The sequence below is a fragment of the Brucella tritici genome (assembly GCF_902825325.1).
In the GTDB taxonomy this organism is placed as follows: Bacteria; Pseudomonadota; Alphaproteobacteria; order Rhizobiales; family Rhizobiaceae; genus Brucella.
This window is the reverse complement of sequence record NZ_CADEAR010000012.1, coordinates 41,398-55,030: the sequence shown is the minus strand read 5'-3', so window position 1 is coordinate 55,030 and position 13,633 is coordinate 41,398. Positions and strand designations below refer to the sequence as shown.

Sequence of the window (13,633 nt, the reverse complement as noted above, 5' to 3'; positions counted from 1 at the left end):
AAAAAGACCGCGAAACAGGCCAGCCCCCGCTTTGCCTTAATTAGCGCGCGCATCTTTTCCGAAAACTGTTTCACACTTTTCGGGATGCGCTCTCACTCAAACCAGTTCCACGTCCACGACGCCCTGAATGGCTTTCATGGCGCTGGCAATTTGCGGACTGACGCGATAGCGATGCGGCAGCTCGATCTCGACTTCACGCTGGCCGTTATCCTTGATGACGATGAGACTCACCTGCCCATCGCCGCGCGTGTTGAAATGCGGAGCGATATGACGAACCGCATCAGCGGAGCGCAGATAAAGCCGCAACGCCTTCTGCATACGGCAGGCTTCGTCTTCCAGGGACTGCACCGTCTGGATGCGCAAGCCGATACCTTCGGGGCGATTTTCCGCCTGAACGGTGATTACCACCGACTTGCCGCTCTCCAGAAGATCGCGATATTGCGCAAGCCCTTCAGAAAACAGCACCGCTTCGAACTGGCCGCTGGCATCAGACAATTGCACAATGCCCATCTTGTTGCCGGTGCGGGTCTTGCGTTCCTGACGGGCAGTCACGGTGCCCGCCAGACGACCGGCATTGGCGCCACGTTTCACGGCTGCGGAAAAATCCGCCCAGCTTTGAACACGCATGCGGTTCAGCACATCACGATATTCATCAAGAGGATGGGCCGACAGATAGAAGCCAACCGCCTGAAACTCGCGGTGCAGCATTTCCGATGGCAGCCAGGGAGCGGCCTGCGGCAGGATAAGCGTTTCCTTCGGCGCGCCTGACAGGCCGAAAATATCGGACTGGCCGCTTGCGGCATTTTCCTGCGTGCGCTGGGCAAAGCCCATGATGCGGTCCATGCCTGCACTCATGGCTGGGCGCTCACGACCGAAACAATCCATCGCCCCGGCATTGATGAGACTTTCCAGCACGCGCCGGTTGACGATACGCGGATCGACCCGCTCGCAAAAATCCTCAAGGCTTTCAAAAGGTTTCTCGGCACGCACATCGACAATATGATCGACTGCGGCTTCGCCAACGCCCTTGATGGCGGCAAGCGAATAGAAAATCTGCTTTTCGCCGACTTCAAACGGACGGAAGGAAGTCATCACCGAAGGCGGCACGACCTCAATGCCCAGACGGTTCGCCTCGCGGCGGAAATCGTTGAGCTTGTCGGTGTTCGACATATCGTAGCTCATCGACGCGGCGATGAACTCAACCGGATAATGCGCCTTCATATAGGCTGTCTGATAGGACACGATGGCATAAGCGGCAGCGTGCGACTTGTTGAAGCCGTAGTCAGCGAACTTCGCCAGCAGGTCGAAGATCATGTTGGCCTGTGCCTTGTCGACACCGCCTTCGATCGCGCCATCCACGAAGCGGACACGCTGCTTGTCCATTTCCTCGCGGATCTTCTTGCCCATGGCGCGGCGCAAAAGGTCAGCTTCACCGAGCGAATAGCCGGAAAGCACCTGCGCGATCTGCATCACCTGTTCCTGATAGACGATAACGCCCTGCGTTTCCTTGATCAGGTGATCGATCTTCGGGTGAATGGAGGCGATCTCTTCCTCACCGTTCTTGCGCGCATTATATGTCGGGATGTTCTCCATCGGACCAGGACGATAGAGCGCGACAAGCGCAATAATATCTTCGATCCGGTCCGGACGCATGCCGAGCAGCGCCTTGCGCATACCGGCACTTTCCACCTGGAACACGCCGACGGTTTCGCCGCGCGACAGCATTTCATAGGTCAGTTCATCATCGAGCGGCACATGGGACAGATCAATTTCAATGCCCTTGCGCGCCACAAGTTTGACCGCCGTTTCAAGAACGGTCAGCGTCTTGAGACCAAGAAAGTCGAACTTGACCAGTCCCGCCTGCTCGACCCATTTCATGTTGAACTGCGTAACCGGCATATCGGAACGCGGATCGCGATACATGGGGACCAGTTCCGACAGCGGACGGTCACCGATCACGATACCGGCGGCATGGGTCGAGGCGTGGCGGTAAAGCCCTTCGAGCTTGAGCGCCATATCGAGCAGCCGTCCGACCACCGGCTCCTTCTCACGCTCCTCATTGATCTTCGGCTCGGTTTCGATGGCCTGCGCCAGTGATACCGGATTGGCCGGGTTCTGCGGCACCAGCTTGCAGAGACGATCAACCTGCCCGTAAGGCATTTCCAGAACGCGACCGACATCGCGCAATACGGCGCGCGCCTGCAGGGTTCCGAACGTGATGATCTGGGCTACCTGATCGCGTCCGTACTTTCCCTGCACATAGCGGATCACCTCTTCACGGCGGTCCTGACAGAAATCGATATCAAAGTCGGGCATCGAAACGCGATCCGGGTTGAGGAAGCGTTCGAAAAGCAGTGAGAATCGCAAAGGATCGACGTCGGTAATCGTCAGCGCATAAGCGACAAGCGAACCGGCACCCGAGCCACGGCCCGGCCCGACCGGAATGCCATGGGCTTTGGCCCATTTGATAAAGTCGGCAACGATCAGGAAGTAACCCGGGAATTTCATGCGGGTGATGATGCCGATCTCATATTCGAGGCGTTCGGCATATTGTTCTGTCGTGTAGCCTTCTGCGAGACCGATGGTCTCCAGGCGCATCTTCAGGCCTTCGCGCGCCTGCCGGGCAAGCTCATCAGCTTCTTCCTGAACGGCGGCTTCCGGATCATCGGATTCACCAGTAAACCGTGGCAGGATCGGCGCACGGGTCTGCGTGTACCAACTGCAGCGCTCCGCAATTTCGACCGTGTTGTCGAGCGCTTCCGGCAAGTCGGCAAAGAGTGCCGTCATTTCCGCACGGCTTTTCAGATGATGGTCCGGCGTCAGACGGCGGCGGTCATCGTTTGAAAGAATCTGGCCTTCCGCAATGGCAAGAAGCGCATCGTGAGCTTCGAAATCTTCCGCCTTGAGAAAGAAAGCCTCATTGGTAGCCACCAGAGGCAGATCCATCTCATAGGCAAGCGCAACCGTCTTGGCTTCCAGCGCACGGTCGTAACCTGCCTGGCGCTGCAACTCGACATAAAGCCGGTCACCAAAGGTTTCCCGCAGGAATGCAAGTCGCGTCTCTGCCCTGTCAGGGCGGTCGGCGGCAAAAGCACGACCGATTGGCCCCAGTGCGCCGCCGGAAAGAATAATGACGTCTTTCGACAATGGCGGGAGCCAGCTCGCGTCGATATGCACTGGATCGCCCGCGGGCGTCTCCATAAAGGCGCGGCTGACGAGCCGCACGATATTCGCATAGCCCTCTTCCGTTGCCGCGAGCAGCACGATTGAAGCAAGGTCCAGCGCGACCCGGCGATTGACGCTGCGGCCATTATCATTGTGATCGCCGAAGGCAATATCGACCTGACAACCGATGATGGGTTGCAGACCATCTTTCGATGCCTTCTGCGCAAATTCGAGCGCACCAAACAGATTGTTGGTGTCGGTAACCGCGATAGCCGGCGCCTCATCGGCAATCGCCTGTTTGATGATCTTGCCGAGCGGCAATGCGCCTTCCAGCAAGGAATAGGCCGAGTGTACCCGCAGATGCACAAAACGTGGCGTCAAAGCACCGTCTTTTGCTGCATTGCCTGCTGCTGCACCACTCATTCCATCGACCCCGATCATCTGCCGAGCCGCCCGGATGGACATACATCCGGCGCTCTAAATCCACGCATCGCGCTTTCCGAAAACCGATTCAGATCTTCGGGCCGATGCAGTAGCCGCCTGATAGCACATTGCTTGCAGGATGAACCACACATGGTTCAACGCGGCTGGCGACTCTGTCGCCTGATAGCATCAGTTTCGGGGAATGATATGGCGATGTCCAGTAAGACTATCGCCACCTTGTAGCGGGTTCACAGGAACCGGCCAGAGCATCTCCAGTTTTTCCGAAATCATCGGAGATGCTCTATCTCTTCACGCATGTCTTTGCCCCAAAACTGGTTCCCACTTTTGGGAGACATGCACTATCTCCTTCAGATCGCACTCACCCAGATGGCGAAAGTTGCAATGAACAGGCTTACCGAAATGAAAGACAGAACGTCGTGGACGAGATCGGTCATGTTGGAAACTCCTCTGTGTTCACGTATGTTTATTTTTTGTTCTATTTTTGTTCCAAAGTCAACACCCGTTCTGACGCAGCATTCATTTTAGGGTTTACGAATGGTGAATATACAACCGTAGAGGTTGGCTGCGTGAGCGGGGAACGAAAGCGCCATGTTCAGGCAGAGACGCACCTTGCCCTTCGAGACGCCGCCTTTGGCAGCTCCTCAGGATAAGGTGCTGGGAGCGCTTACAAGACCACCCCGGACGCCAAGACACTTGTACGGGAATATAGTCCCACAGGACTATACCGCCCGATCAAACGCGCGTCAGAACAAATTGGGGGAGCGCCAGTCCTGTTAGCAGACCGGAACGCGCAGGCAGCGGAACTGCGTCTCGCCCTTCGAGACGCCGCCTTTGGCGGCTCCTCAGGATAAGGTGCTACTATGACCTGGAAGGCTTACAGGTCGACGACCTTGCCATCCTTCAGCGTGACGCGCCGGTCCATCCGGCGGGCAAGTTCATGATTGTGCGTCGCGATCAGGGCCGCAAGCCCCGACTGACGCACGAGCGCTTCCAGAGCGCCGAAGACATAAGATGATGTCGTCGGATCTAGGTTGCCGGTCGGCTCGTCCGCCAGAAGAACAAGCGGCGCGTTGGCAACGGCGCGGGCAATCGCGACGCGCTGTTGCTCGCCGCCGGAAAGTTCCGATGGGCGATGCGAAGCGCGCTTGCCGATCTTCATATATTCAAGAAGCTGCTGTGCACGCTCTGCTGCGGCTTTCCTGGGCAGGCCGCGGATCATCTGCGGCATCATCACATTCTCCAGCGCGGAAAATTCCGGCAGGAGATGGTGGAACTGATACACGAAACCGACATCGTTGCGGCGCACAGCCGTGCGCTCGTCATCGGACAATTTGCTACAGGCGCGTCCGTCAAGGAAAACCTCGCCGTTATCGGGGCGTTCCAGCAGGCCCGCCGTGTGCAGCAATGTCGACTTGCCCGCGCCCGATGGCGCAACAAGCGCAACCATTTCGCCACGGCGGAGCGTGAAATCGGCATCTTTCAGAATGACCAGTTCGCGGTCGGCTTCCTTATAGGCGCGGCCGACACGCTCCAGCCGCATGATGATTTCAGCCGCCATTTATTCGTACCTCAATGCTTCAACCGGATCGAGCTTGGCAGCGCGCCAGGCTGGAAAAATGGTGGCGATGAATGAAAGCACCAGAGCCATGACGATAACAGAGATGGTTTCACCGGGGTCCATCTTCGCAGGCAACTGGCTCAGGAAGTAAAGTTCCGGATTGAAGAGCGTGGTTCCCGAGAGCCACGAGAAGAACTCCCGCAGGCGCTCGACATTGAGGCAGACGACAACGCCCAGAACGACACCAGCCACCGTGCCGGTGACGCCGATGGCGGCGCCCGTCATCAGGAATATGCGCATCACCGCGCCACGGGTGGCCCCCATGGTTCGCAGGATCGCAATATCGTGCCCCTTGTCCTTCACCAGCATGATGAGGCCGGAAATGATGTTCAGCGCCGCAACGAGCACGATCAGCGTCAGGATCATGAACATGACATTGCGCTCGACTTCCAGCGCCGAGAAGAAAGTCTGGTTACGCTGGCGCCAGTCGACAAGCGAGAGCTGGCGTCCCGCTGCCTCTTCAACAGGCGCGCGCATCGCATCCACCTTGTCGGGATTATCGACAAAGATTTCCAGCGATTGCACCTTGCCTTCCTGATTGAAGAAGAGCTGCGCCTCGGAAAGTGGCATCATGACAATTGATGAGTCATATTCCGACATGCCGATCTCGAAGATCGCGACAATCGGATAGGCCTTCACGCGCGGATTGACGCCAAACGGGGTCACATCGCCATCCGGCGAAATCACCCGCAGCGTATCGCCAATGGAAAGGCCGAGATTTTCCGCCATACGGGTTCCGATGGCGACGCCGCCGCCCTGATCGAAGCCCTTCAGTGTACCCTGACGAATATTGCCGGAGACGAGCTTGAGCTTGTCGAGATCCTCTTCCCGAAGACCGCGCACCAATGCACCTGTTCCAGCGCCGATATTCCCCTGAACAAGCGCCTGCCCTTCCACCACGGGGATGGCGAACTTGATGCCGGAAATACCGTCGATCCGCTTGATAAGGCTGGCATAATCATCCAGAGGACGATCAATCGGCTGCATGATGAGATGGCCGTTAATGCCCAGAATTCGCGAAAGAAGCTCGGCACGGAAGCCGTTCATCACCGCCATGACGATGATGAGGGTCGCCACGCCAAGCATGATGCCGGTGAAAGAAAACCCGGCAATGACCGAGATAAAAGTCTCGCGGCGGCGCGCTCGCAGATATCGCCATGCGATCATCCGTTCGAAAGCCGAGAATGGACCTGACTTCGGTGCCTTTTGGGCTGCCTTTGCCTGATCCTCGGATTTTGCTGCCGCCGCGTTGCTCATGCTTCTGCCGTCAACAGGTTGATCGCAGCTTCAACGCTCAGGTTCTGGCGTTCGCCGGTCTTGCGATCCTTGATTTCGACTTCACCGGCAGCGACGCCACGCGGGCCAACGATCACCTGCGTCGGCAGGCCGATCAGGTCCATCGTGGCAAACTTTGCACCCGGACGGTCATCCGTGTCATCGAGCAGAGGATCGACGCCTGCATTGGTCAGCGCTTCGTAGATCTTCTCGCTTACAGCGTCGCAGCCTTCGTCGCCCGGCTTCATGTTGACGATACCGGCACCGAACGGCGCGATGGCCTTCGGCCAGATGATGCCTGCGTCATCGTGGAAGGCTTCGATAGCAGCCGCGACGAGGCGCGACGGACCGATGCCGTAGGAACCCATCGACACCAGATGTTCCTTGCCATCCGGGCCCTGCACTTTCGCGCCCATCGGTTCGGAATATTTCGTGCCGAAATGGAAGATATGGCCCACTTCGATGCCGCGTGCCGAAACCTGATCTTCCGGCTTCACCTTGGCCCAGTCGGCCTCGTCATGCATTTCGTCGGTCGCCGCATAAGGCGTCGTCCAGCGATTGACGATATCGGTCAGTTGCGCATCGTTGCGGAAATCGGTGTCCGCGCCCGGCACGGCGAGATCAAGATAGGCCTTGTCGCAGAAAACCTGGCTTTCGCCGGTTTCGGCCAGAATGATGAATTCGTGGCTGAGGTCACCGCCAATCGGTCCCGTATCGGCGCGCATCGGGATCGCCTGCAACCCAACGCGGGCGAAAGTACGCAGATAAGACACGAACATGCGGTAGTAAGCCATTTTCGCGCCCTCATAGTCGAGGTCGAACGAATAGGCGTCCTTCATCAGGAACTCACGCGAACGCATCACGCCGAAACGCGGGCGGACTTCGTCGCGGAACTTCCACTGGATGTGATAGAGATTGAGCGGCAGGTCCTTGTAGGAGCGCACATAGGAGCGGAAAATGTCGGTGACCATTTCCTCATTGGTCGGGCCGAAGAGCATATCGCGCTCCTGACGGTCCTGAATGCGCAACATTTCCTTGCCATAGGCATCGTAGCGACCGCTTTCGCGCCACAGATCGGCGGACTGGATGGTCGGCATCAGGATTTCATTGGCGCCCGCGCGGTTCTGCTCTTCGCGAATGATATCGCAAACCTTGTTGAGAACCTTGAGACCGAGCGGCAGCCAGGCATAGATGCCGGCTGACTGTTGACGGATCATGCCCGAACGCAGCATCAGCCTGTGGGAGACGATTTCCGCCTCCTTGGGGTTTTCCTTCAGAATAGGCAAAAAATACCGCGACAGACGCATCGTAACCACCAATCAAGAGGGACTGCCTGAGTGCTTCAAGAATCAGGCAAAAATTAAGCATATTCCTCGGTTTCTTACCGGGTTATACACCGGTTGGAAACCCGCCTGGAAAAGCTTTCACGGCAGCGGATTTCCCCATCCACAACCATAATGGCCCGCCGAAAGAACCAGAGTTGCGAAATACGGCCTCCAGATTCACATTCAATTTCAATATATTACAGATATATCACTCTCACTGAGGAAAATTTGCGAAAGAAATATGACGCCACAGAAGATTTTTCGTGACAAAAGCTGTGCAGTTCGCTATTTTTTTCATCATAAGAGCAACAACGGAATAAAACCGTTGGTTTCACGCGGTCAAAGTCTTGGGAGGATGGATCCAGGCGCGACTTTCGCAGCCGCCAGTCAAATGGAAACGGATCGAACGCGTATTTGATTAGCAAGGCGAAAGCCTTGCTTTTTTTTTGCACTTGCAGAACCCTCGTGCTTTCCGCATTTCCGCTATTTTATAGGCTGCAATAACACATTGATTTTGTGGGATTTATCGCAGTGCCCTCAGCGCATCCAAGTATTAAATTTCGTTTAAGTATAAATCGATTTATATGAAGAACATTGCATACGCAAAGGCATCACTGTCACAAATGACGCCGGGTTGTGCCGTGTCGGGAATTCAATACGTTACCCGAATTGGCTCAATATCTGGCACAACCCATGATAGGCATGTCCACTTTTCTTTATACAAAAGAAAGGCTGCCTATTTTTTAGGCAGCCTCAAAATTCACATTGAACTGAACCTGAAATTTCAGGTCAGATCCGGGAAGAAATGCGGAATATCGTCGAGGCCGAAACCGCTGATCTGCGTCATATAATAATAGAGCAGGAAGATGAGCGTTGCGACGATAGTTGTCCGCAGAAATGCCCGGCCGATACGCGGCTTGGCCGGAGCGCTGGCCACTGTGCCCAAAGTCACTTCATTTTCTTCGGCCTGCGTGCGCAAGCCGACAGGCAAGAGAGCAAACAGCGTCGTCCACCAGATGATGAAATAGATCGCGATTCCTGAAACCAGCGACATGATTACACCTCTTCCAGTTCGATCAGCGTGCCGTTGAAATCCTTGGGATGCAGGAACAGAACCGGCTTGCCGTGGGCGCCGGTCTTCGGCTCGCCATCCCCGAGGATACGCGCACCTTCCGCCTTGAGGCGATCACGAGCGGCAATAATGTCCGCAACCTCGTAACAGAGATGATGCATCCCGCCGGAGGGGTTCTTTTCCAGAAATGCCGCGATGGGAGAGCCCTCGCCCAATGGCTCCAGCAATTCGATCTTGGTGTTGCCGACGTCGATGAAAACCACGGTTACGCCATGTTCGGGCAATGCCTGCGGCTCGGTGACATTCGCACCGAGCTTGCCGCGATAAAGCGCTGCCGCGGCATCAATATCCGGAACGGCAATCGCCACGTGGTTCAAGCGTTCGAGCATCAGCACCTCCCATGCCGGTCATTCTGCAATCCGTATGACTACCGTATCCTATTCACGAATACGGTCACTACCGGCTTTTTGCCCCATGCCTCATTTGCCGCAGCGCGAACTGCACGGCGAACGGATTCCCGAACGATCTCGATATCCTTGCGGCGAACGCGCGGAATGCTGTCGATGGCCTCGATGGCCGCATCCAGCAGGATGTCTTCCAACAGGTCGCCCTGCGCGTTTTCTTCCGGCACGCCGAAAGTTACGAGATCGGGCTCATCGATGATCTTGTGTTCACGGTCCAGCAGCACCGAAACGGCGACATGACCGACATAGGCAAGCTTGCGGCGCTCGACCATGCCGATTTCTTCCTCGTCACCGATCAGCTTGCCGTCCTTGTAGATGCGGCCAACCGGCGCTTCATCGATAATCTCGGCCTTGCCGGGCGCCAGACGCAGCATGTCGCCATCACGCACCTGCGCGACCTGCTCGATGCCTTCCATCGCGCCAAGCGAGCCTTGAGCAACCAGATGGGCGGCTTCGCCGTGCACCGGCACCAGAATTTGCGGGCGAACCCAGGAATACATGCGACGCAATTCGCTGCGCCGTGGATGGCCCGAGACATGGACCAGTGCATCCTCATCACCAATGATCTTGATGCCGCGATCGATCAGGCGGTTCTTGATGTCGAGAATGGACTTTTCATTGCCCGGAATGGCGCGCGATGAGTAGATGACCGTATCGCCCGCCGTCAGCGCGAGGCTGCGCATTTCGTCACGTGCCAGCTTGGCGAGTGCCGCGCGCGGTTCGCCCTGGCTTCCGGTGAGGATCATCACCACGTTTTCGCGTGGAATATAGCCGTAATCCTCTTCGCTGAGATATTCCGGCAAGCCTTCCATATAGCCAAGTTCGGTTGCAACCGAGATGGCGCGTTTCATCGAACGACCGACCACCAGCACCTGACGGCCTGCATCGCGTGCTGCTTCCGTAATCGACCGGATACGACCGACATTGGAAGAGAAAGTGGTGATGGCCACGCGGCCACGCGCATTTTCAATCAACTCGCGCAGGCTCTCGCCCACCTGACGTTCGGAAGGAGACTCGCCTTCGCGCAAAGCATTGGTGGAGTCGCAGATCAGCGCCAGAACGCCTGCATCACCGATAGCACGGAAACGAGCCTCGTCGATAACCGGTCCAAGCGACGGTTCCGGGTCCATCTTCCAGTCACCCGTGTGCACGACCGTGCCGAGCGGCGTCGTGATAGCCAGAGAAACCGGCTCGGGAATAGAGTGCGTTACCGCGACAGCCTCGACCTTGAACGGGCCGACTTCGAATTTCTCGCCTGCCTTGTAGATCGTGATCGGAATCTCGGGCGCGCCGTCCTCCGACTGCCGCTTGGCTTCGAGCAGACCGGCAGTGAACGGCGTCGCATAGACCGGAACCTTCAGGCGCGGCCACAGATCGAGCAAAGCACCGAAATGGTCTTCATGCGCATGGGTGATGACGATACCGCGCAGATTATGCTTTTCAGCTTCAAGATAGCGGATATCCGGCAGGATAAGATCGGCGCCCGGCTGTTCAGGCCCCGCAAAGCTCACGCCCATATCCACGACCAGCCATTCACGGTTATCCGCTGGACCAAAGCCGTACATAGCCAAATTCATGCCGATTTCGCCTACGCCGCCAAGCGGCAGAAAGACGAGTTCAGTAGTATTGGATCGGGCCATGAAATTTCCTCTGTGATTAATCCCGCCTTGCGGCATCAACTGGACCTAAAGTTGTCCAGTTGCAACCCTAGTGATCTGATTCCGACATTAGCATCCCTCGGATATGAGCGCTGAGCAAATGTCGGAAGCAAAAAGACCACTAGTAACTTTATGAATCTAGTGGATTTTTCGATTTTGACGTTTGAAACGAGATTTATATCGGACAGGTATCAAACGTCAAATTCAATCCACTAGTAAGACAAAACAAAGCAATTATATGCGTATTGTTGCAGCAGTTCCGAAATAGACATCGCCAGCCGTTACTGCAACCCGCGAACCTTCATCTTCACGAATAACAAAACGGCACGCCTCATCGATTGTCTCAAAACGACCTTCGACAATGCGGCCTTCAACCTGCATGGTAACGTGCTGGCCAAGGCCATGCGCGCGCTGCAGCCAGCGCTTGCGAATGTCATCAAGTCCACGCCCTTCATTCCAGACGCGATAATTGACCGACCATGCATCCGACAGGGCTGCAAACAATGTCTCGGCGTCGCATTTGCTGCCAAGAGCTTGCAACGACGTTGCTGCATAAGGCAGATCATCGGGAAAGGCGACCACATTGGTCCCGATACCGATGGCAACGGCGAACAAATTCTTCGCCAGAATAGAAGACTCCAGCAGGATGCCGGTGAGTTTGGCGCCATTGAGCAGGACATCGTTCGGCCATTTGAGGCCGATTGTCGGCGGCACGGCAGGCCCCGTTGCAGCGAATACCGCATCAAGTGCATCGGCGAGCGACAGACCGGCAACAAAACCAAGCGTTGCCGCCATTTTCATTTCATAGGATTCAACAAGAAGCAGCGTGGAGGCAAGATTGCCTTCCGGCGTAGACCAGGCACGGCCCCGTCTTCCGCGACCGCTTTCCTGTCTCTTCGTAACAAGCCAGAGCTTGCCCGGATCACCGCTGGCTGCCCGTTCGAGAGCAACCGCATTGGTGGACCCTACCGTCTCGAAAGCTTCGAGACGGTAGCCCTCATTTGCCGCAACAGGCGAAAGCGCAAAACTCATTTATGCTTCCGCCTTTTGCTCTCTCATTATATTCCTACGCATGTCTTCATCCTATCGTAGCGGGACCAGAAATCAGTCCAGTGAACTGATTTCCCCGCGAAGGCGGTTCCCACTTTTGGGAGACATGCTTTAGAAAAACGTCTTGGCTGCGGCTTCGGCAAATCCGCCGATCGGGCCAGCAAGGAAGACGTAGAAGAGCACGAAGGCACCCGTTACGCCGAGAACGAGACGAAGCTCGCCTGCGACCGGAACGAAACCACCCGTCGGCTCATCGAACCACATGATCTTGATCATGCGCAGGTAATAGAACGCGCCCACGACCGAAGCCACGATACCGATGATGGCAAGCGGATAGAGACCCGCTTCAACGGCAGCAAGGAAGGTGTACCACTTGCCGAAGAAGCCAGCGAGCGGCGGGATACCGGCGAGCGAGAACAGGAAGATGGTCATGATCGTTGCCAGCACCGGATTGGTGCGGGACAGACCAGCCAGATCTTCAATGCTCTCCACATTGCCGTCCTTGGTGCGCATTGCGAGAATGAACGCGAAGGTGCCGAGCGTCATGGCGAGGTAGATTGCCATGTAGATCATCACACCCTTCACGCCGATCACCGTTCCGGCGGCCAGACCAACGAGCGCATAGCCCATATGGCTGATCGAGGAATAAGCCATCAGGCGCTTGATGTTGCGCTGGCCGATAGCGGCGAAGGCGCCGAGGATCATCGAGGCAAGCGCGATGAAGATCACGACCTGCTGCCAGTCATGGGTGACCGGAGCAAAGGCTTCCGAGACGACGCGGATGATGAGCGCCATGGCGGCCATCTTCGGAGCGGCGGCAAAGAATGCCGTTACCGGGGTCGGTGCACCTTCATAGACGTCCGGCGTCCACATGTGAAACGGAACGGCAGAAATCTTGAATGCCAGACCGGCCAGAATGAAGACGAGACCGAACACCAGACCGAGTTCACGCTGACCGCCGGAGACGGCCTGGGCGATTTCGGTAAAGCCGATATGGCCGGTGTAACCGTAGACGAGCGAAATACCGTAAAGCAGCATGCCCGAGGAAAGCGAACCGAGAACGAAGTATTTCAGGCCAGCTTCCGTCGAACGGACGCTATCGCGGTTGAACGCTGCCAGAACGTAAAGCGCCAGCGATTGCAGTTCGAGGCCGAGATAAAGCGACAGCATGTTGGATGCTGAAACCATCAGCAGCATGCCGAGCGTGGAAATTACGATCAGGACCGGGAATTCGAACTTGTCGAACTTCTCTGCCTTGGCGAAACCAACCGACATGATCAGCGTCACGATGGAGCCGATCAGCGTCAGCACCTTCATGAAGCGGCTGAAGCTGTCAATGACGATGGCACCGCCGAATGCGGCGCCGTTCGTCGGGAAAAGGACAACCAATGCCAGCGCCGCAATAAGCACCGCGACGGATAATCCGTTGACGAGCGTGGTCGCCCGTTCGCCGGAGAACACGCCAATCATGAGCAGTGCCAAGGCGCCTACAGCAAGGAGAACCTCCGGTGCTGCAAGGGTCAGATGAGCTATCAGATCAGTCTGCATGACCTACGCCTTTA

The 13,633-nt window shown here is 56.6% G+C and carries 9 protein-coding genes; all 9 read right to left on the bottom strand.

Going from position 1 to position 13,633, the window contains the following annotated elements:
- Nucleotides 1–96: 96 nt before the first annotated feature.
- The 9 genes from dnaE to nuoN all read right to left on the bottom strand — a co-directional run bounded on the left by dnaE (nucleotide 97) and on the right by nuoN (nucleotide 13,619).
- A complete protein-coding gene (dnaE, locus tag HWX93_RS17255) occupies nucleotides 97–3,588 on the bottom strand; it encodes a DNA polymerase III subunit alpha (RefSeq protein ID WP_176038073.1) in 3,492 nt (1,163 codons plus the stop codon).
- An 895-nt stretch (nucleotides 3,589–4,483) separates the two neighbouring features.
- Nucleotides 4,484–5,167: an ABC transporter ATP-binding protein gene (locus HWX93_RS17250; protein ID WP_061345439.1), complete on the bottom strand. Its 684-nt coding sequence runs from the start codon at nucleotides 5,165–5,167 to the stop codon at nucleotides 4,484–4,486.
- On the bottom strand, nucleotides 5,168–6,484 hold the full coding sequence (locus HWX93_RS17245) for a lipoprotein-releasing ABC transporter permease subunit (protein WP_151554668.1): 1,317 nt from the start codon (nucleotides 6,482–6,484) through the stop codon (nucleotides 5,168–5,170).
- On the bottom strand, nucleotides 6,481–7,809 hold the full coding sequence (gene proS, locus HWX93_RS17240) for a proline--tRNA ligase (protein WP_061345441.1): 1,329 nt from the start codon (nucleotides 7,807–7,809) through the stop codon (nucleotides 6,481–6,483). The genes HWX93_RS17245 and proS overlap by 4 nt, the downstream gene beginning before the upstream one ends.
- An 802-nt stretch (nucleotides 7,810–8,611) precedes the next feature.
- The gene (locus HWX93_RS17235; RefSeq protein ID WP_061345442.1) at nucleotides 8,612–8,881 is read right to left on the bottom strand and encodes a DUF1467 family protein; all 270 of its coding nucleotides are present in this window, start codon (nucleotides 8,879–8,881) and stop codon (nucleotides 8,612–8,614) included.
- Nucleotides 8,882–8,883: 2 nt separating this feature from the next.
- Nucleotides 8,884–9,288 (bottom strand): methylmalonyl-CoA epimerase, encoded by a 405-nt coding sequence (mce, locus tag HWX93_RS17230; protein ID WP_151554669.1) that lies wholly within the window; start codon nucleotides 9,286–9,288, stop codon nucleotides 8,884–8,886.
- 38 nt (nucleotides 9,289–9,326) lie between these two features.
- Nucleotides 9,327–11,003: a ribonuclease J gene (locus tag HWX93_RS17225; RefSeq protein ID WP_151554670.1), complete on the bottom strand. Its 1,677-nt coding sequence runs from the start codon at nucleotides 11,001–11,003 to the stop codon at nucleotides 9,327–9,329.
- A 252-nt stretch (nucleotides 11,004–11,255) separates the two neighbouring features.
- Complete coding sequence (locus HWX93_RS17220) at nucleotides 11,256–12,053, bottom strand: biotin--[acetyl-CoA-carboxylase] ligase (RefSeq protein WP_176038072.1); 798 nt, start codon at nucleotides 12,051–12,053, stop codon at nucleotides 11,256–11,258.
- 129 nt (nucleotides 12,054–12,182) lie between these two features.
- Nucleotides 12,183–13,619, bottom strand: coding sequence for an NADH-quinone oxidoreductase subunit NuoN (gene nuoN / locus HWX93_RS17215; RefSeq protein ID WP_176038071.1), 1,437 nt, complete (start codon nucleotides 13,617–13,619; stop codon nucleotides 12,183–12,185).
- Nucleotides 13,620–13,633 lie beyond the last annotated feature (14 nt).

Excerpts from the sequence above, each read along its gene's own strand:
- HWX93_RS17250 (WP_061345439.1), bottom strand. The coding sequence starts at position 5,167 with ATGGCGGCTGAAATCATCATGCGGCTGGAGCGTGTCGGCCGCGCCTAT.
- HWX93_RS17225 (WP_151554670.1), bottom strand. The coding sequence starts at position 11,003 with ATGGCCCGATCCAATACTACTGAACTCGTCTTTCTGCCGCTTGGCGGC.
- proS (WP_061345441.1), bottom strand. The coding sequence starts at position 7,809 with ATGCGTCTGTCGCGGTATTTTTTGCCTATTCTGAAGGAAAACCCCAAG.
- dnaE (WP_176038073.1), bottom strand. The coding sequence starts at position 3,588 with ATGAGTGGTGCAGCAGCAGGCAATGCAGCAAAAGACGGTGCTTTGACG.
- nuoN (WP_176038071.1), bottom strand. The coding sequence starts at position 13,619 with ATGCAGACTGATCTGATAGCTCATCTGACCCTTGCAGCACCGGAGGTT.
- mce (WP_151554669.1), bottom strand. The coding sequence starts at position 9,288 with ATGCTCGAACGCTTGAACCACGTGGCGATTGCCGTTCCGGATATTGAT.
- HWX93_RS17245 (WP_151554668.1), bottom strand. The coding sequence starts at position 6,484 with ATGAGCAACGCGGCGGCAGCAAAATCCGAGGATCAGGCAAAGGCAGCC.
- HWX93_RS17235 (WP_061345442.1), bottom strand. The coding sequence starts at position 8,881 with ATGTCGCTGGTTTCAGGAATCGCGATCTATTTCATCATCTGGTGGACG.
- HWX93_RS17220 (WP_176038072.1), bottom strand. The coding sequence starts at position 12,053 with ATGAGTTTTGCGCTTTCGCCTGTTGCGGCAAATGAGGGCTACCGTCTC.